This is a genomic window from Rheinheimera hassiensis, assembly GCF_022436675.1.
GTDB classification, from domain to species: Bacteria; Pseudomonadota; Gammaproteobacteria; order Enterobacterales; family Alteromonadaceae; genus Alishewanella; species Alishewanella hassiensis.
Genome location: NZ_JAKUJZ010000005.1, coordinates 378,723 through 401,129, shown reverse-complemented (window position 1 = coordinate 401,129; position 22,407 = coordinate 378,723). Strand labels below are relative to the sequence as shown.

The following is a 22,407-nucleotide window of genomic DNA, read 5'->3' as shown; positions in this document are numbered from 1 at the left end:
CCGGTGAATGTGAACGGTAAAGTTGACCGTAAGTCGCTGCCATTACCGGAGCAGGCCGACGTAGAAGAGTATAGTGCAGCCGAAGGGGACGTAGAGCAGTACCTGGTGCAGCTGTGGTCGCAGTTGCTGCAGCGTGAGGCGGGGAGTATCAGCCGGACGGCGAACTTCTTCCGCTTAGGCGGGCATTCGTTACTGGCCGCCAGAATGGTCGCAGCGATAAATCAGACGCTACAGACAGCGCTGAAATTAAAACATGTATTTGAGTTTTCACAGCTGCAGCAACTGGCTCAGCTGATTACGCAACAACAGGCCAACGCCGTACCGCAGCTGCTGGTTAAGGCTGAAGCGGCTGACTATTATCCGCTGTCAGCGGCACAGGCCAGTATCTGGCATCAATGTCAAATCCAACAAGACAGCAGTATCTATAATATGCCGCTACAGCTGACAATAACTGGTGAGCTGGACTATGCGGCTTTTAATGCAGCAGTAACCGCGCTGTTTCAGCGTCAGCATATTCTGCGTACTGTTTATCGTCAAAATGATACCGGTGTATACCAGCAATTGACTGCGGTACCAGCAGCTTTATGGCATAGCACCGATCTGTCTGCGCTGGCTGGCGCAGAACAACAACAGGCAATGACCAGGTTGCAACAACAGCATGCCAGCTATCAATTTGATTTAACTAACGATTTAATGCTGAAACTGCAACTGATACGGTTATCTGCCCAGCAACATTGCTTGTTGCTGAACCTGCACCATATCGCGGGCGATGGCTGGTCAATTAAGTTGCTGTTGCAACAACTGGCTGCCAGCTATAACGCCGTATGTCAGGGGCAAACGCTGGCAATGGCAGCGGATGATGCCTTGCAGTACCGCGATTATGCCGTGGCACAGCAAAGCGCCGATACAGAACCGCAGAGTGCCTTCTGGTTGCAGCAATTGCAGGATGCGCCTGCACTGCACAGCTTGCCGCTGGATTTCCCCCGTCCGGCGACGCCAAGCTATAACGGTGCGGTATGCCGTCTGTGGCTGACGTCGCAGCTTGCAACGTCGTTGCAGCAATTAGCCAATGATGCTCAGTGCAGCAGCTTCAATTTATACCACTCAGTATTTGCTGCATTGATTGCCCGTTTGAGTAACGAGCGCCGGGTCGTGACGGCAGTCGCGCTGGCCAACCGCGAGCAAGCCGGGTTGGACGACATGATCGGTTTCTTCGTTAACACGCTGGTGGTAGCGCATGACATAGATTTGTCAGCCAGTTTTATTACACAAATGCAGCAGTGCCAGCAGCAGTTATCACAGTTGCTCAGCCACAGCATCAGTTTTGAGCAGTTAGTGGAGCTGATCAATCCGCTACGCAGCCTTAGCCACCATCCGTTATTCCAGCTGATGTTTAACTATGTTGGCGCCGATTTGCAGGCGACGGAACACTGGCAGCAACTGGATGTACAGTTGCAGGAAGCTGAGCTTAATAAAGCCAAGTTTGATTTGTCGCTAACCGTGGCAGAACAAACTGACGGCAGCGTTCTGCTGGAGCTTGAATATGCTACCGATCTGTTTAGTGCTGCCACAGCGGAGCGCATACTAAATAGCTACCAGCGGGCGCTAACCACCTTATTGCAACAGCCCCAGGCGGCACAAAGCGGTATTCACCTGGATACAGCAGACCCTATAAGCCGCAACGTGTCAGCTGAACAGCTGGCACTATGCCAGCAAAGTCTGCACCAGAGTTTTGCTTATTGGCTGCAACATACCCCGGACAAGATTGCCCTGCGTTATCAACAGCAGCAATTGAGTTACGCTGCTCTGGCGCAGGCTGCCGAGCTGCTGGCGGCGCAGTTACAACAGGCTGGCGTGTCTGTGGCGGACCGGGTAGCGTTATTGTTACCGCGTTCTGTTGATCTGATTATTGCACTGTTGGCAATTAACAAAGCGGGTGCGGTCTATGTGCCATTAGACCCCGATGCCCCTGCGTCTCGTAACAGCTTTATTCTGCAGGATAGCCAGGCCAGTGTGCTGTTAAGCAACCATATTCTGATGCAGCAGTTGCCCGACATTAGCCCGCCGGTATTGCTGCTGGATCAACTGCCAGCAGCCGAAAGTGCCTTTACTGCAGTTAAACGTCAAGCCGACGATCTGGCGTATATCATGTATACCTCGGGTTCTACCGGCCAACCCAAAGGGGTGGCAGTACCGCAGCAAGCAATACTGCGGCTGGTGAAGCTGGCTGATTATATGCCGCTGAATCAGCAAACGGTGTTTCTGCAGGCAGGCTCGGTTGCTTTTGATGCTGCGACGCTGGAAATATGGGGGCCATTACTCAATGGTGGCACTTTGGTGCTGTATCCGGACACGATAATATCGGCAAGCGGCATTGAGCAGGCGGTCGCGACCTATCAGGTTAACAGCCTGTGGCTTACTGCCGCGGTGTTTGAACATTTTGCGTTGCACTGCGCTCAGCCGTTACCGACGCTGCGTTATTTGCTTACCGGTGGTGATGTGGTGTCGGCGCAAGCGGTAGCGGCAATGTATCGGCGTCAACCTGAGCTGAGTATTATCAATTGCTATGGTCCTACCGAAAACACGACCTTTACCCTATGTTATCCGATCCCGCGCCAGTTCAATGCCACCACGGTGCCGCTGGGCTGGCCAGTGCCGGGCGATGAAATTATCGTAGTGGATCAATACGGCAACGTGCAGCCAGTAGGTGCTATCGGTGAGTTGTACTGCCGGGGTCTGGGTTTGGCGCAAGGCTACTGGCGGCAGGAAGCATTAACCACAGAGAGGTTCGTCCAGCTAGACAGTGCCGCGCTTGCTGGTCGCTGGTACCGCACCGGCGATTTGGTTTACCGCTGTAACGCCGGTTTACTGCATTTTGTTGGTCGTGATGATCAGCAACTGAAGATCCGTGGCTTTCGCATTGAGACCGGCGAAATTGAACAACAACTGCTGCACTGTGCCGACGTGGTGCAGGCAGTAGTGCTGAGCCGCGTTAACCGGCTGCAGCAAAAAGAGCTGGTGGCTTATCTGGTGTGTAATAGCGCTACGCCGGATCTGGCAAAAATTCGTACCGGTCTGGCGGCTAGGGTGCCGTCGTATATGGTGCCAGCACATTTTATATTGCTCGAGCAGTTGCCGCTCACTGCGAACGGTAAAACAGATCGTCGAGCTTTGCCTGTTGTCGTCGAAACGGCTATAGCGGCGCTGATGCCAGCTACTGTGACAGAACAACAGCTGCAACTGCTTTGGGCAGACGCGTTACAGTTAGACTGCGCTGAGCTGTGTGTTGAGACCAATTTCTTTGCCCTGGGTGGGCATTCATTGTTGGCGGGTAAATTGCTCGGCCGTATCAGTCAACAATGGCAACAGTCACTGACCCTGCGAGACTTGTTTGAGCATAGCAGTATCCGACAACTGGCAGCTTTGATTGATGCCAAACCTGTGCGACATCACGCAGCAATAGTCAGTGCACAGCGTTATCAACGTAACCCGGTGTCACCTGCTCAAAAGCGGCTGTGGTTTGTCTGCCAGTTTGCGCAGGCTGGGGGCAGTTATCTAATCCCGGCACAATTTGATATTCAGGGTCAGTTAGTGCCGGTGCTGCTATGTCAGGCTATCGATCTGCTGGTTGAACGACATGAGATTTTGCGCAGCCAGTATCGTCAGGACGATAACAGCGAGCTGTATATGCATATCAGTGCAGCTACTGCAGGTGTTTGTCGGTATACCGATTTGAGTGCTGTGGCCCTAAGCGAGCGTCAGACGCAGTTGCAGAGCATTACCCGGGATAACGCCGCCAAAGCCTTTGATCTGAGTGCTGATCTGATGCTGCGGGCTGAATTGGTGCAATTGGCGCCAGAGCAATATCAGTTGCTGTTGTGTCTGCATCATATTGCCGCTGATGGCTGGTCAATGGACCTGCTTTTTGCCGAATTGTCTGAACTGTATCAGCAATTGCTGCAGGGCCAGCAGCCAGAACAAAAGCAGCAGACATTGCAATATCTGGACTACACCTGCTATTTGCAACAGCCTGAACAACAACAGAAACTGGGTGCAGAGCAACAGTATTGGCGCCAGCTGCTACAGGACTTACCGCAGGTACACAACCTGCCGCTGGATTATACCCGGCCGGCTGAACAGCAATTTGCCGGCAGTGCCGTGCAAAGTGAACTGACGCCAGAACTAAACGGCACTTTGCAGCAATTTGCCCGCCAGCAGCGCACTACGCCTTTCGTGGTACTGCAAACCATATTTGCCTTAACACTGGCCCGTCTTAGTGCAGAAACCGATATTGTCATCGGCAGTCCGGTTGCTAACCGGCAGCGGCCGGAAACAGAGCAGATGCTGGGGTTGTTTGTTAACTCCTTACTGCTACGAACCCGTATTGATAGTTCTGTCGCGCTGACGACGTTATTACAACAGCAACAGCAGCAGGCAGAGCAGTCTTTTGCGAGACAGAATTTACCGTTTGAACAGCTGGTTGAGGTGCTCAACCCAGAGCGTAGCCTGAGTTACCATCCGCTGTTTCAGATCATGTTTAATTATCTGGATAAAAACTGGGCTGAACCCGCATTAACGCTGCCGCAAAATAAGGTTAGTGTCAGGCACAGTGACGAACTGGTGGCGAAGTTTGATTTATCGCTGACGGTGGCAGAGCAAGCCAATGGCGCCTTGTTACTGGAGTTAGAATACGATACGGCGCTGCTGCGTCAGCAAAGTGTTGCCGGGATACTGCAATGTTTCTGCCGTTATACCGAAGGATTATTGCAACAGCCAACGCAAAGTGTGCAACAGCTATGGGCCCGGCAATCAGTAGTAAAAAGCAAAGCAGAAGATCAGAACAGTGAGCAGCCTGAACGTGCTTATCACAGCCTGACATCGAGGTTATCGGCGTATGCCGCGCAGCAAGGCGACGCGCTGGCGTTGGTAAGCGGCGGGCAGCGGCTGAGCTATAAGCAACTGGTTGACGCGGTGACCAGTCGGGCACGTTACCTGGTGGAGCAGGGGGTTAAACCGGGCGATATTGTTGGCGTGTGGCAAAAACGGGATGCGGGGCTGGTGGTTAATTTGCTGGCAATCCAGCAGGCTGGCGGAGCTTACCTGCCGTTTGACGAGAGTACACCGGTTGGCCGGGTAGCGCAGATAGTGCGCCAGGCCAAGGTCGGCTTTTTACTGACCGACACCAGGGTGGAGCTTGACGGTGTGACCTTACTGGCCCTGACAGGCGAAGGTAATACCGCGGTGCATTTACCGACGCTGGTGGCAGAGCAGGCAGCGTATGTCTTGTTTACCTCAGGCTCGACGGGTGAGCCCAAAGGCGTGGTTATCAGCCAGGGTAACCTGAGTCATCTGTGTGATGGTATGGCAGAGTTACTGTCAGCGTACCCGCTGGCTGGCAGCCGGTTTGCCTGGCGTGCGCCGGTAGTGTTTGATGCGTCGGTGCAGGCACTGGCATTGCTGGGCGAGGGTATCTGCCTGCATGTGCTGACGGATGAGCAACGTAAAGACCCGCAGCAGATGTTGTCCTACTTCGCCGCCGAGCAGATAGACTGGGTGGATACCACCCCTTCGCTGAGCGAAGTGTTGCTGGAGCAATGTGCCGTGGGCCAGGCATTGCCGAATCAACTGATAGGGGGTGAAGCCATTCGCGCCGAGCTGTGGCGTAATCTGGTGGCACATAATAGCCGGCATAACCGGGTGGCGTATAACCTGTATGGCCCAACCGAATGTACGGTTAACAGCAGCGCCTGCCTGATAGCGGGCGAGCGGCCGCAGTTGGGAGGGGCGCTAAGCGGCGTCAGCTTATATGTGCTGGACGATGTACTGCAACCGGTGCCGGTGGGTGCGCGGGGCGAATTGTATATAGGTGGCGCGGGTGTAGGCCAGGGGTATCTGGATCAGCCTGAGCTTAGTGCCGCGAGTTTTATTGCCAACCCGTTTGGCGCAGGGATGTTGTATAAGAGCGGCGATATGGTGCGTTACAGCAGCATAGGGGAGTTGGAGTATTTACAGCGTCGTGATGACCAGGTCAAGGTACGAGGCTACCGGATAGAGCCGGCCGAGATTGAAGCGCAGCTGTGTAAAGCGGCGGGCGTGCAGCAGGCGCTGGTGCTGGTGCATCAGCAGGTGTTGGTGGGATATATTGTCAGCGCAGCGGCAATCGACGCCATGGCGCTGCGTACAGCGTTGCTGCAGGTGTTACCGGAATATATGGTGCCGTCGCATGTGCTGGTACTGGACAGTTTACCGGTGAATGTGAACGGTAAAGTTGACCGTAAGTCGCTGCCATTACCGGAGCAGGCCGACGTAGAAGAGTATAGTGCAGCCGAAGGGGACGTAGAGCAGTACCTGGTGCAGCTGTGGTCGCAGTTGCTGCAGCGTGAGGCGGGGAGTATCAGCCGGACGGCGAACTTCTTCCGCTTAGGCGGGCATTCGTTACTGGCTGCCAGAATGGTCGCGGCTATCAGCCGGCATGTCGGTTGTCAGCTCAGCGTCGCGCAAGTATTTAAAACCCCGCTGTTATCCGATCTGGCCGCTATCGTTGAGCGTTTGCCAAAAACGGCTGCAATAACAGCGATACAGCGCCAACCGGCAGAGGCATTAGTGCCCTTGTCTTACGCCCAGCAGCGCTTGTGGCTGGTCGATCAGCTGGAGGGCAGCAGTGCGCACTACAATATGCCTTTTGCTTACCGCCTGCAGGGCAAGCTGAACATTACCGCGCTACAAGCCGCGTTCATGCAACTGGTAGAGCAGCATGCCATTTTGCGCACCAGCATAATAAAGACGGCAGCAGGACCGCTGCAACGCCGTTTTAGTGCAGAGCATTATCAGACTGAAGTTATCGACTTGAGCCGGGTTCCTGACGTGGATGCCCGCTTGAAGCATATTCTTGAACGTTATGCCAACTCACCTTTTAATCTGGGCTCAGATTATCTGCTGCGCAGCGGCATTATCCAACTGGCAGATGAGTCGCATGTACTGGCGTTTACGCTGCACCATATTGCCGCTGACGGCTGGTCGGTTGGTCTGTTACAGCAGCAACTGGCCAATTTGTATCTGCAGTATTGTCACGGCACGGCCGAGTTAGCGGATAGTACTGCGCTGCAATATGCAGATTTTGCTCATTGGGAGCAACGATGGCTGACGCCGGATCGGTTGCAGGAGCAGCAACAATACTGGCTGACACAGCTCGACGCGATGCCACAACTGCACAGTTTACCGCTCGATTATAACCGGCCGGAAAAATCGTCATTTGCCGGAGACAGCTGTCAACGTCGTTTGGTTGCCACTGAGCTGCAGCGCTTTAATATGCTATGCCAGCAGCATGGCGCCAGTTTGTATATGGGGTTACAGGCGGCACTGGCTTTATTACTGGCCAGGTTGAGTCAGCAAAGTGATATCGTTATCGGCACGCCAGTAGCGAATCGTGAGCAGCCTGAACTCGAACAGATGCTGGGGTTCTTTGCCAATACGTTGGTGATGCGGTTGAACTGCGACAGCACTATGAATTTTAGCCAGTTACTGCAACACAGTCGGCAGGTGGCGCTGGACGCGTATCAGCACCAGCAATTGCCGTTTGATCAACTGGTAGCACAACTGCAAAAAGAACGCAGCGCCGCTTATGCGCCATTATTCCAGATCATGCTGGTATTACATCACCAGCAGCATGGCGACTGGCAGTTAGCCGGGCTGCAACTAAGCGAGCAGGAACAGCTGTTATCGCACAGCAAGTTTGATTTGCTGCTGTCGGTTGCAGAACACGCCGATGGCTTAGACATTATTTGGGAATACAACAGCGATATTTTTGCCCCCGCAACTATTGCAGCCTGGGCTGACAGTTTGCTGTATCTACTGCAGCAGGTAACACAGCACAGTATGCAGTTACTGCCACAGATACCACTGCTGGGCGACGAGCAGCAACAGCAGTTGTTGCAACTGGCTCAGGGCATGCCGACGGACGTTAGCGCCGATATTGCCGCCCTGGTACGGCAACAGGTACTACAGCGGCCTGAACAGGTTGCGCTGCGAATGGGCGCGGAGCAGCTGAGTTACCGTGAACTGGAACAGTGGGCCAACCGCTATGCCCACTGGCTGGCACAGCAAGGCGTGGCGCAGGGTGATATCGTTGCCTTATGTCTGGACCGCAGTATCAGCCAGATACTGACTGTGCTGGCAGTGTTAAAGCTTGGCGCCGCCTATTTGCCATTGGATGCAGAATTACCTCCAGAGCGGCTGGCGTACATATTACAAGATGCTAAACCGGCCTTGCTGTTAACTGAACAACAGTTTAGCCACCGCTTCAGAGTGGATACCGCCATGCAGTTACTGGACGACAGTAGCGTGCAGGCGCAGATTGCCGCCCAGCTGTCGACACCACCACAGCTTAACCGCGCCATTGCCACAACTGATCTGGCCTATATTCTGTACACTTCAGGTACCACCGGCCAGCCTAAAGGGGTGTGTCAAACGCAAGGCACCTTATTGCATCTGGTACAGGCGCAAAAACAACTGGGCCAGGCACAGGCGCTGAATACGCTGCAGTTTACCCCACTTACCTTTGATGTATCGGCGCAAGAGCTGGCAACCGCCTGGGCGACCGGCAGCTGTTTACAACTAATAAGCGCTGAACAGAAAAGTGATTTGGTGCAGCTGGCGAAATTGGTGCAACAGCTTGATATTGAACGGCTGTTTTGCCCGCCAGCGGTATTTGCCCTGCTGGCTGAGCAGGCACTTAGCCAGCAATTACCATTAGCGGCACTGCAACAGGTTATCGTTGCCGGTGAAGCCTTGTTTATCAATGAGGCCATCAGCCTTTTCATGCAGCAGCATGCCAGCTGTCAGTTATGGAACCATTATGGTCCGACAGAAACCCATGTGGTCACTGCCGAGCGGGTAAGCCAACTGCACGCCGGCCAATATGCTGCTATCGGTTTACCGGTGGGTCAGAGCCACTGTCTGATCCTGGATGAACGGCAACAATTACTGCCGCGCGGAGCTGTAGGCGAGCTGTATGTCGCCGGGCCAGGTGTGGCGCGTGGTTATCTTAATTTACCCCAGTTGAGTGCCGAACGTTTTGTCCGTCTTGCTGACCATGCCGACATATTTTATAAAACAGGCGATTTAGTGCGTTGGCGTGGCGACAACAAATTGCAGTATTTGGGGCGTAGTGACGACCAGGTAAAAATCCGCGGTTTCCGCGTTGAGCTATCTGATGTCACTGTTGCGCTAAACCAACTACCGCAAGTGGAGCAAGCTTGTGTTATTTGCCTGCCGGATGCGGCACAGCATCAGCAGTTAGTGGCCTATCTGGTACTGGCAGCTGATAGTGCGTGGCATGCAGACTCTGCCAGCAACCTGCGGGTACAGCTGAAAACCTCGCTACCGGCGTATATGATCCCGGCTGCCTTTATGCCGTTGCCGGCATTACCGTTAACCGCTAACGGCAAAGTCGATAAACGTGCGTTACCGTTACCGCAGTTTACCCAACACAGCACAGACACTGTCGCCGCAGAAGGTGATATTGAGCTGCAATTGCAGCAACTGTGGGCAGAGTTGTTAAAACTGCCAGCAGAGCAAATTAGCGTGGACAGCAGCTTTTTTGCCCTGGGCGGGCATTCGTTACTGGCTACCCGGTTGCTGATGCTGATCCAGCGTGCCTTTGGCATTGAACTGGCGCTGCGCACAGTGTTTGAGCATGACAGCATCAGGCAATTGGCGCGCGTTATTGGCCAAAGCCAGCCAGAAACTGCGCTACCTGCTCTGACCGTCTGTACCGAAGAGCAGCAGTTGGTTGAGCTGTCCTTTGCTCAGGAACGTCTTTGGTTTATGCAGCAAATGTCGCCGCAGGCCAGTCAGTACAATATGCCGCTGGCAATGCGTATTCGCGGCCCGTTGCAACTGACAGCTTTGCAGCAGGCGCTTGACACCTTACTGCAACGGCACCAGTCATTGCGCACCCGCTACCTGGAGCAAGACGGCCAGGTCTGGCAGCAAGTGATGCCGGGCAAAACTATTACCCTGGTGCTGCGCGACTACACTGAGTTGGCGCCAGATCACGCCCAGGCGATTACGCACGCGATCGATCAACTGGCGGCTAAGCCCTTTGCGTTAGATACCGATATATTACTGCGCGCAGAGCTGTTATCGCTTGGGGCAACCGATCATGTGTTGTTGCTGTGCATGCATCATATTGCGACTGACGGCGCGTCGCTGGGTATTTTCCTGCAGGATCTGCAGCAACTTTATCAGGCCGCTTGTCAGCAACAGACGCTAACCCTTGAGTCTTATCAAGTGCAGTACCGTGACTATGCCAGTTGGCAACGGCGGAATGCAGCTGTGCAACTGCAACAGACGCAGCAGTATTGGCGTCAGCAGCTGCAGGGTATTCCTGCGGTACACAGTTTACCACTGGACAGGCCCCGCTCGGCGCAACATAACTACCGTGGTGGTGTTTGGTCACAGGTGATCCCTGTGGCGGAACTGAGTTTATTAAAGCAGCTGGCCAGACGATACCAGGTATCTGATTTTATGCTGCTGCATGCCGTATTCAGTGTATTGCTGGCACGGCTTGGCAACGACAGCGACGTGGTAATAGGTACGCCGCTGGCACAACGCAATCAACCGGAATTAAGCCGGTTAATGGGCGTGTTTCTTAATACGTTGGTGCTGCGGCTTGATTTGTCTGCTAACCCAAGCCTGGTGCAGCTACTGCAGCAGGTTAAAACGGTGCAACTTGATGCGCATCAGCATGCCGCTATGCCATTTGAAAAGCTGGTAGAAATACTGAATCCACAGCGCAGCCTGACCCATACGCCGCTGTTTCAGATCATGTTGAACTACAACAATAATGAGCAACAACCGTTCAGTTTGTATCAAACTGAGGTAGAAATGCTCAGCCTGGGCGAAGTGCAAAACAAGTACGACCTTACCCTGTACGCCGATGACAGTAGCGGTGAGCTGATTTTAAATTGGGTATATGATGCGAATTTGTTTGAAGCTTCCTCGATACAGCTGGCAGCGACCCAGTTTGGTTATTTACTGAACCAGGTCCAGCAAGCGCCGGAAACGCCGGTATTGTCTCACAGTTGGGGTACCCCTTGGCCGCAGCCTGAAACCGTGCAGCCGTTACCGGTATCGTCAATACCTGCGTTATTCAGTGTTATTGCCCGGCAAAACGCCCAGCGCACCGCCTTGCAACACGGTGGCCAGCAAATGAGCTACGCGGCGCTTGAACAGCTAAGTAACCAGTGGGCAGCATACCTGCAGCAACATTATGCGCTAAGCGCTGGTTGCAGGGTGGCAATAGCGATGCCGCGTGATCTGCAGCGCATAGTGGCCATTCTGGCAGTGCTGAAATGTGGCGCCGCCTACGTGCCGTTGTCGACTGAATTACCGGCTGCCCGCGTTAACTATATGGCGCAGGCGGCTGATGTCAGTTTGGTGCTGAGCAGCTCAGCACTGGCCACGGCCTACCAGTGGCCGGCGCAGGTGCCGCAATTAATTACTGATAACGCTGATTTTATTCAGGCCGTGACGCAGTGCGACACCCAAATGCCGGATTACAGCCAAATTACTTCGCATAGCGCAGCACATGTTATTTTTACTTCGGGTTCAACCGGCCAGCCCAAGGGGGTTGCGGGGACGCATGTTGCTACTCTTAACCGCGTGTTGTGGATGAGCGGGCTCTATCCGTTTGGCCAGGACGAGCAATGTTGCCACATCACTTCTATGGCGTTTACCCGTGCCGTGTGGGAGCTGTGGCTGCCACTGTTGTGTGGCCAGACACTGCACCTGATTGACCGCGCTGACGTCAAAGAGCCGGCAGCACTATTTGCCCATTTGCAACAACAGCAGATCTCCCGTCTGGTCACGGCGCCATCGTTACTGCGCAGTATGTTGGAGTATCAACAACAAAAAGGCCTGACGCTGAACGCACTGCGTTACTGGTTTGTCAGTGGTGAACCGCTGCCGGTTTCACTGGCCAGCCAGGCCATTGCCGATTTAGCACCGGCAGAGCTGATTAACTTGTACGGCTCTACTGAAGTTATGTCAGATATCAGTTATTACAATGTCAGTCGCCGTGGCACCGCTGACAGCATGTATGTCCCTATAGGACAGGCCATCAGTAATACTCAGCTACTGTTGCTGGATCAACAACAACAACCGGTGGCTGATGGGGCTATAGGTGAAATTGTGGTCAGCGGCAGCAATCTGGCGCTGGGCTATCTGGCACAGCCGGAGCAAACGGCAGAAAAGTTTATCCAGACGCCGGTGGGCCGGGTATACCGTACCGGTGATTTGGGCCGGTTCGATTGGCAGGGGCAGTTGCACTGTCTGGGCCGGATGGATGATCAAATAAAAATCCGTGGCTACCGCATAGAGCTTGGCGAAATTGAAGCGCAATTACTGCAGGACGACGGTGTAAGAAACGCTGTAGTGAAAGTGGTTGGCGATGCTGAGGATAAACAGCTTCTCGCTTATCTGTTAACCGACAGTGCCGAGCAGGAACAGTTGATAGTGCGGTTACGCCAGCAGTTATCGCAGCAACTGCCCGACTATATGCAGCCGGTGTATTACCACTGTATGGCGCAGTTTGCCTTGCGACCAAACGGTAAAGTTGACCGCCACCAGTTACCAGGGGTGAATTGGCAGCAAAGCTATGCTTATCAGGCGCCGCAGGGCGACACAGAGCAGCGGCTGGCGACGATATGGGCGCGGTTACTGCGCGTAGAACAAGTTGGCCGGGACGATAATTTCTTCCGCATTGGTGGTCATTCCTTGCTGGCGACCCGTTTGGTTAATGCGATTTTTGCCGAATTTACTACAGAACTGACGGTTAAAACCATCTTTGAAGCCAATACAGTGGCCTTGCTCGCTATTGCCATTGAACAGACGCAACCTGCACAGCAACAAGCGGTGCTGCGAGCACTGCAGCACCCGGACAATAAGGCGGTGTTATCCTACGCCCAACAGCGGATGTGGTTTATGCATCAGCTGGATGGCGCCAGTGGTAACTATAATATTCCGATGGTGTATCAGCTGCGCGGTGCACTGGATTACAACTGTCTGCAACAGGTATTCAGCACAATTTTTGCCCGGCATGCCACTTTACGCACCCGCTTTATTGAGCAGGATGGCGTACCGCTGCAATGGCTGCAGCCGGATGCTGATTTTGTCTTGGCGGTAACGGATTTAACCGGTCTGCCTGAGGCAGAGCGGCAACAACAGCAACAACAGCTTGCGCTGGCTGAAGCGAATACGGCCTTTGATTTGCAGCGCGACCTGATGCTCAGGGTAAAACTGCTGAAAATAGCTGATGACGAGCATCTATTGCTGATGACAGTACACCATATCGTTGCCGATGGCTGGTCGATGGGCTTACTGGCAGAAGAGTTTGTCCGGTTGTATGACGCCTTTAGTCAGGGCATGGCCAACCCGTTAGCGGCGCTGCCGGTACAATATGCTGATTTTGCTGTCTGGCAGCGTGAATGGTTGGCTGGCGACATGCTGCAACAACAGGTAAATTTCTGGCGTCAGGCACTGGCAGGGGCGCCGGCGGTGCATAATCTGCCGTTAGACAATGCCCGGCCCGTCAGCCAGACTTACAACGGAGCCTGGCTCGATGCCAGCCTGGATCTGGCGACTACTGAGCAGTTAAAGCAACTGGCACAGCAGCATGATGTGACCTTATTTATGCTGTTGCAAACCGCGTTTGCCGTTTTGGTGAGCCGGTTAAGTAATGAAACTGATATTGTGATGGCAAGCCCGGTAGCTAACCGGCGGCGGGATGAGCTGAACCATCTGGTGGGCTTCTTTGTTAACACGCTGGTGCTGCGGAATGACTTTGCGGCAGATCCGACGTTCAGCAGCGCTCTGCAACAGGCGCGTCAGACGCATCTGAATGCACAAAGCAATCAGGATGTGCCGTTTGAACTGCTGGTGGAACAGCTGAATCCGCAACGTAGCATGAGCTACAGCCCGTTATTTCAACTGATGTTTGTGTTACACAATAACCAGCAGGTCGAGGCCGACTCGCAACAGCTGGATATTGAAGCCCAGCGTAGCCGGGCAGCACTGGCCAAATTTGACCTTACGTTGATCGCTACAGAAACAGATACCGGCCTGCAGTTTAACTGGGAATACAACACCGACTTATTTGCCGGGCAAAGTATCACCCGTTTTAGCCGCTGTTTCATGCACTTGTTGCACAGCATTATTGAGAACCCGGCCTGCGCAGTATCAAGGCTGGTGCTGGCCAACGACGTGTTGGTCGAGCAAGCGCCTTCGGCATTGCCTGCGGGTATCGACAGTATCAGCCAGTGGATAGAGCAGCAGGTTAGACGTACGCCAACTGCCACAGCACTGATTGCCGGGCAACAGCAATACAATTACCTGGAATTGGATCACCTGTCGAATCAACTGGCGCGCTGGTTACGACAGCAGGGTGTTAGTTCAGCAGATCATGTCGGCGTTATGTTGCCACGCAGCGCTGAGGTGGTGCTGGTATTCGTAGCACTGTTAAAGCTTGGCGCAGTCTACACGCCGCTTGATGCTAAAGCTCCGTCAGAGCGTTTACAGCACATTATTGGCAATGCCGGCATAAAATGCTTACTCACTACGGCAGAACTGCAGCGGCCTGAGCTTAGCCAGCCTGACATTAGTAATGTACAACAGCTCAGCTTCAGTATCAGCCAGTTGCAGGCATTTGCATCCGGTGCTTTACATGATGTCCACCATAGTGCGGAGCAAGCCGCCTACTTGATCCACACCTCCGGTTCTACCGGCACGCCAAAAGGCGTGCTGGTGCCGCACCGTACCTTATTGGCACTGTTGGCTCACCAGCAGCAGGGCGCGGCCCGGTTGGCTGCAGCTATGCCCACTTTGATGTTCTCGTCATTGCAATTTGATGTGTCGGTGCAGGAAATGGTGACAGCATTAACCACCGGCAGTGCGCTGGTGCTGGCAGATGAAGAGAGCCGTCTGGATATGCCCAGGTTGATCAGCCTGTTGCAGCAGCACCATATCGGCCGGATCTTTATGCCTTATGCGGTGCTACAGGTATTGGCGCATGCGGTACTTAGCAGTAACAGCCAACTCAGTGACTTGCAGGTACTGGTTACGGCCGGAGAGCAACTGCGTATAACACCTGAGATCCGTCAATTATTCCAACAGCATCCCCTGGCATGGCTGGTAAATCACTATGGCCCGTCAGAAACGCATGTCACAACTGAATGTGTGCTTAGTTCAGCAGCAGCTGAGTGGCCATTATTGCCGCCCATTGGTGCGGCAGTTACCGGCACCAGTATCTGTGTGCTGGATCAGCATCAACAGCCGGTGCCAGCGGGTGCTGTAGGCGAGTTGTATCTGGGCGGCGATTGCCTGGCCATTGGCTATGTCGGTGCCGCTGAACTAACGGCTGAGCGCTTTGTGCAGTTGCAACTGAATGGCCACACAGCGCGTTGGTATCGTAGCGGCGATTTAGTGCGGCTAAATCATCAGGGCCAGTATGACTATCTGGGGCGTGCTGATCAGCAGCTGAAAATCCGCGGCTTCCGGGTCGAGCCGGGTGAAATAGAACACTGTATTTTGAGTTATCCGCAGATCAGTGATGCGACGGTATTGTTGCAGAGCTCTGCCAATGGCGAGCACCTGGTGGCGTATTTTGTCAGTGCGGCAAATGAAGCCATTGACCCCGCGCTGTTACAGCAGCATCTGACCGGTAAATTGCCGGACTATATGTGGCCCAAAGGTTGGATGCAGTTAAGCGCAATCCCACTCACCGGCAATGGCAAAGTCAACAAAGGTGCGTTGCCAGCCATAGTGTGGCACACAGAGATCGAAGGTGAACAAGCGCAGAGCGATACCGAAATTGAGTTAGCGCAGTTGTGGCAGTCGTTGTTGCCAGGTGCGGTGGTACTGCGCCACAGTGACTTCTTTGCACTGGGCGGTCACTCATTGCTGGCCATGCGGTTGGTAACGGCGGTGCGTACGCAGTTTACTGTGGAGTTCAGTATCCGGCAGGTGTTTGAAGCGCCGGTATTAAGTGCGATGGCACAGCTGGTAACGAAGGGCCGCCAGGTGAGCAGTCATGCCCTGAGTGCCAGCACGACGGTAGGTGATAAGGTTGCGTTGTCGTTCTCGCAGCAGCGGTTGTGGTTTATTGATCAGCTGGAGCAAGGCAGCGCTAATTACAACGTGCCGGCCCGCTACCAGTTTGATGGTGAGCTGGATGTTGATGCGCTGGAGCAGGCCCTGCAATTACTGGTAGCACGGCACCATACGTTACGTACGGTGTTCGGTGATGACGGTGACGGGCCGTATCAGCATGTGCTGAGCGATGCCGAATTTAGTTTATCCCGACTGGATTTATCGGCGCTGGCAGAGGCAGAGCAGCAGCAGGCATTGGAGCAGTCGCTGGCCCGTGATACGGCGATGCCGTTTGCGCTAAGTTCAGCGCTGATGCTACGCGGTTGTGTTATTCGCCTTGCACCGCAGCGGCATATTTTGTCGCTGTGCCTGCACCATATTGCCTGTGACGGTTGGTCGTTTGGCATACTGGAGCGGGAGTTAGCCCAGAGCTACAACGCGCTGGCAAGTGGTCAGACTGTGCAACTGAGCGCGTTGAGTGTGCAGTACAGCGACTTTGCCCGCTGGCAGAGTGAGCAACTGCAGGGAGAGGCCTTTACGCGGTTAACACAATACTGGCATAAGCAACTGCAAGGCTTGCCGCAAGTGCATAACCTGCCGCTGGATAAGCCGCGCCCTGCGGTGCAGCGCTTCCGCGGCAGCCGGGTTAACCTGGCGCTGGATGCCGCGATGCTCAATGAAGTAACGCAACTGGCGCAGCAGCAACAGTCGTCGTTGTTTATGCTGTTGCATACCGCCTTTGCCCTGGTGCTCAGCCGCTACAGTAATGAAACCGATATTGTCATTGGCACACCAGTGGCGGGACGAACGGTGAAAGAGGTAGAGCCGCTGATTGGCTTCTTTGTTAATACCCTGGTACTGCGCCATCAGCTGGACTGGCAGCGCAGTTTCACCGAGCAGTTAAGTCACAGCCGCGACATGGTACTCAATGCGTTTGAGCATCAGGAGTTGCCGTTTGAGCTGCTGGTTGAGCAGTTGCAGCCGGAGCGTAGCTTAAGCTACAGCCCGGTGTTCCAGGTGTTGTTTACCTTGCAGAACAACGAGCAGACGGATGTTGAGTTTAGTGGCCTTAGCGTCAGCGGTGTGGCACAAAGCCGTGACAGCGCCAAGTTTGATTTAAAGCTGTCGGCGGTAGAGTTTGACGGCGAGTTGCACCTGAGCTTTGAATACAACACCGACTTGTTCCTGCGCCAGAGCATTGAGCGTTTGGCCGGCAGTTACCAGCAGTTGTTAAGCCAATTGGTGGCGCAGCCACAATTGTCGCTGGCAGGTTATGATTTACTGACCGCACAGGACCGCAGTTTACTTAGTCAGTGGAATGCCACCGGCCATGAGTTTGGCCCGGCGTTGGTTAACCAGTTGCTCAGTGATGCAATGGCCGCGGTACCGACTGCACTTGCGGTCAATAGCCGTGAAGGCCAGTTGAGCTATCAGCAGTTAACGGCCAGGGTCGATCAGTTAGCTGCGCTGTTGCTTAAGCGTGGTGTGGTGGCCAATGATGTGGTTGCGATTTGTCTGGAGAAGTCGATTGATTTGGTGGTATCGATGCTGGCGGTGCTGCGTGCCGGCGCGGCCTATCTGCCGGTAGATGTGACCTACCCGGATGAGCGATTGCACTATGTGTTGTCGGACTCCGGCGCTGTACTGGTGCTGGGCCATCAGGCGGTGGCGCAGCGCTTACCTGAGGGCGTAGCCCTGGTTGCGTTGGATACGGCAGAGGTGCAGGCTGAGCTTGCCGGGCTTACAGGGCTTAGCGCTATGCGCTGGCCGCAGATTAGTGCGGCGCAACTGGCGTATGTAATTTATACCTCAGGGTCAACGGGGCAGCCTAAAGGTGTAGCCATTACTCATGGCAACCTGAGCAATTATCTGCAGCATGCCAAAGCGCATTATTATGATGCTTCGCTGGCGGGTGCGATTCTGCTGAGTTCTTTTAGCTTCGATGGCACTATCCCGAATCTGTATTTACCGTTACTCACCGGTGGTTGTTTGTACATTGCCGATGAAGACAACTTGTACCGCAGTGCTGCGCTACACCTGTCTGGCAGTAAGCGGTTATATATTAAAGTGACCCCCACGCAGATGCAGGCGTTGCTGGCAGAGCTGGAAGGCCCGGTCAGCGCCGCGCATAGCCTGATGCTGGGCGGTGAGGAATTTAAGACCAGCCTGTATCAGCAAATGCGCGAGCAGATGCCTGCGGCGAGTATCTTTAACCATTACGGCCCGACCGAAACGACCATCGGCTGTAGTGTGAACCCCTTATCAGAAACCCCTCAGGGTAGCAGCATTGCTATTGGTAAACCGATAAGCAACACCCGCTTCTATGTGCTGGACAGCACACAGCAGCTCAGTCCTGTGGGCGCTATCGGTGAGCTGTATGTTGCCGGTGCGGGTGTGGCCGCCGGTTATCTGAACCGGGCGGAGCAAACGGCAGAGCGCTTCAGCGCGGAGTGGGGTGATGCCCAGACAGGCAGCCGGATGTACCGTACCGGCGATTTAGTGCGTTGGCTCAGTGATGGCAGCTTGCTGTTTCTGGGGCGGGGTGATCACCAGGTTAAACTGCGCGGTTACCGGATAGAGCTGGGTGAGCTCGAAGCGGCCTTGCTGCAGCTGGATGATGTGGCGCAAGCCGTGGCGGCGGTGAAGGAGGATCGCGCGGGCAGCCAGGTGCTGGTGGCTTATATTGTGCCGGCAGTTGGGTGTGCAGGGCGTGCTGAGGCGCTACAGCGTCAGTTGGTGAGCGCGCTGCCGCAATACTTGCTGCCCCAACATATTATCGAAGTCGGGCAGTTTGCCCTGTCGGTCAGTGGCAAGGTAGACCGCAAGGCCCTGCCACTGCCCCAACTGACAGCGACTGAAGACTATGCCGCGCCGCAGACGCCAATGGAGCAAGCCCTGGCCCAGATCTGGTGTCAGGTGCTGAAGCTGGACAAGGTGTCACGCCAGGCACAGTTCTTTGCGCTGGGTGGTCATTCCTTGTTGGCCATGCGGTTGATAGCGGCAATCCGGCAGCAACTGGCGCTGGAGTTACCGGTACGATTGGTGTTTGAGGCCCCGGTGCTGAGCGAGATGGCGCAGCGCTTATTGCAAGCGCAAGGCAGTACGCTGGGCAGTATTATACCGGCAGAAGACTACCAGCAGTTACAGCCGGTGTCTTATGCCCAGCAGCGCATTCTGTTTGTCAGTCATCTGGAGAATGCGCCTGCGCTGTATAACATGCCGTATTGTTATGCACTGGAAGGCCAGCTTAATCTGACACTGATGCATGAGGCGGCGCGGCATATTATTGAGCGGCACCACAGTTTGCGCACCTGCTTTGTTGAGACAGCGCAGGGGCAGATGCAGCAGCTGATGAGCAGCGACGGCTTCAACCTGGAACTGACAGACTTGAGTCTGCTAAGTGGAGAGGCCCAGGTTGAGGCGGCAAATGCCTGGCTGAAGCAGGCCAGCCAGTATCACTTTAATTTACAACAGGATGTCTTGTGCCGGCTGTATGTGGCTAAGTTGGCGGATGATAAACATTTACTGCTGGTGTTAATGCACCATATTGCCAGTGATGGCTGGTCGATGGGGCTGTGGCTGCGCGAGCTGATTACTGCTTACCGTCAGCGTTATGAAGGGCATGCACTGGTGCCTGCGGCGCTGGCTATTCAATACAGTGACTATGCGCGCTGGCAGCGACAGCAACTGGCTGAGCAGGAGTTTGACCGCCAGCTGGGTTATTGGCAGCAGCAACTGGCGGGGGCACCACAGCGGCATAACCTGCCCACCGATAAAGTGCGTCCGGCGGTACAAAGCCTGCGCGGCCACTTTATTGGCAGTGAAGTGTCGTTGGATGTTCTGAACCGGTTGCAGCAAATTGGCCAGGCTCACAGCGCCACCTTGTTTATGACATTACAAAGTGCCTTTGCGGCCTTGCTGGGCAGTTGGAGCAATGAGCAGGACATTGTGATGGGCACGGTAGTAGCAAACCGTACCCAGCAGCAGACCGAAGCGCTGATAGGCTTCTTCGTTAATACCCTGGTGCTGCGAACGGATTTAAGCGATGACCCGAGCTTCAGTGAATTATTGCAGCGTAACCGGGGTATGCACCTGGCGGCGCAGAGTAATCAGGATGTGCCGTTTGAGTTGGTGGTTGAGGCGGTAAAACCTGAGCGCAGCTTAGCCCATAGCCCGTTATTCCAGGTACTGTTTGTGTTGCAGAACAACGAGCAGGTTGCCCTGGAGTTGCCGGAGCTGGCGATTACGCCTTACCAGCGGGACCGGCAGAGCAGCGTCAAATTCGACCTGACGCTGACGGCAATAACCGACACTGACGGGCTGTACTTTAGTTGGGGTTATTGCACGGACTTGTTCAGTGAGCGCAGTATCCGCACCGTAGCGGCTGCCTTTATGCAGTTGCTGGAGCAAATCGCGGCCCAGCCAGCTAAGAAGCTGAGTCATTATAGGCTTTGCACGGCTGAGCAAAACGTCGCGTTACTGAGTGCGCCGGCCGAGCGTTTAGAGCAGGGCTTTGCACACTGGGTAGCGCGGACGCCGGAGCAAGAAGCGCTGTGTTATGGCGAACAGCGTTTAAGCTATCGTGAACTGGATAAGCGCGCATCACGCCTGGCCGGGTATTTAGCTGCGCAGGGGGTTAAACGGCTGGATAAAGTTGCCGTGGTCGCCGAGCGCTCTGTCGAGCTTATCAGTGCCCTGTTGGCCGTGTTGAAACTGGGCGCGGTGTATGTGCCTGTGGCGGCGAATTATCCGCCCGCCCGGATAAGTTACATCCTGCAGGATGCCGGGGTAAGCCATGTATTATGTCAGCATAGTGCTCAACTGCAAGACGTAGACTGTGCCGCTGCCAGCACGGAGCTTAGCACGCTGGATGACAGCGGCTATCACTGGCCTGCGGATATCGCTGAAACGGGGAGGGCCGATGAGCTGGCTTATCTGATTTACACCTCCGGCACGACAGGCAAGCCCAAGGGCGTGGCGGTGAGTCATCAGGCGATAATGCGTCTGTTACGGCATAATCAGTCGCTGTTTGGTTTTATGCCGGGCAGTCGCAGTGTACAGCTGTTATCGATGGCGTTTGACGGTGCGGTGTTCGAAATATGGGGGCCGCTGGTCAACGGCGGTGCGTTAGTGTTGTATCCGGATAGCTTTATTGATGCCAGCGCACTTGGGGAGCTTATCAACCGCGAGCACATCAGCACGGCGCTGATGACGCCGGCGCTGTTCGAGCAGTGGATGAAGCAGGGTGAGGGTATTGCCAACAATGCGCTGCGTCACGTGCTGGTAGGGGGCGATGTGTTCCCGAACCAGGCAGCGGCCGTGTTGTATCAGCACAATAGTCAGGTACAACTGGTGAATGCGTATGGTCCGACAGAAAACAGCGTGATGACAACCTGTTACGCCGTGCCGCGAGGCTTCGATGTCACGCACCGTCTGCCGATAGGGCAGGCGGTGTGGGGCACGGGGCTAAGTGTACGCAACCGGGCAGGCGCAGTATTGCCGGCCGGATTTATTGGTGAGTTGTGTATCAGTGGCTGTGGCTTGGCGCAGGGGTATCATAATAATGCGCAGGCCGATACGGCCTTTATGCGTGATGTTGACAGCGATGAGCGCTATTACCGCAGTGGCGACCTGGTGCGACAAAGAGAAGACGGCGAGTATGTTTTTTATGGTCGACTGGATGAGCAGGTTAAGCTCAGGGGCTTCAGGATAGAGCTGTCGGAAATCAGCCGGGTTTTGCTGTCGCACGCAGCGGTAAGCGATGCGGTAGTGCTGGTAAGCGGACAGACGCAGGAAGAGCAGCAGTTGGTGGCTTACCTGGTGATGGCAGATGAGGGCGCATTAGGCGAGGTGTTTAGCGCAGCCGCAGGGCAATTACCGGCCTATATGATGCCGGGGCGTTATGTGTTGCTGACAGCACTGCCGTTGACGGCAAATGGCAAGCTGGATAAACGGGCGCTGCTGGCCTTGCCGGATGAGGCGGTGCAAAGCAGTGATTATGTTGCACCGGCGACAGAAACAGAGCAGCAGTTGGCAGCGTTGTGGTGTGAGGTATTGCAACTGCAGCAGGTCAGTGCCAGCAGCGACTTCTTTGCGCTGGGTGGTCACTCATTGCTGGCCATGCGGTTGATCACCGAATTGAACAGCCGCATGGGGCTGGAGCTTAGCGTCCGTGTACTGTTCGAACATAGTAATGTGCAGCAACTGGCCGTTTATATTGACGAACATGCCGCACCTGTAGTGGAGAGCGGCTGGCTATAG

1 protein-coding gene (cut by a window edge) is annotated in these 22,407 nt (G+C 54.7%); it reads left to right on the top strand.

The window, feature by feature from the left end:
- Positions 1–22,407, top strand: partial view of a non-ribosomal peptide synthase/polyketide synthase gene (locus MJX74_RS12965; RefSeq protein ID WP_240223250.1) — the 3' portion only. 7,626 nt of this gene lie to the left of the window's left edge; only the last 22,407 of its 30,033 coding nucleotides appear in the window; its start codon lies off the left edge, out of view; its stop codon occupies positions 22,405–22,407.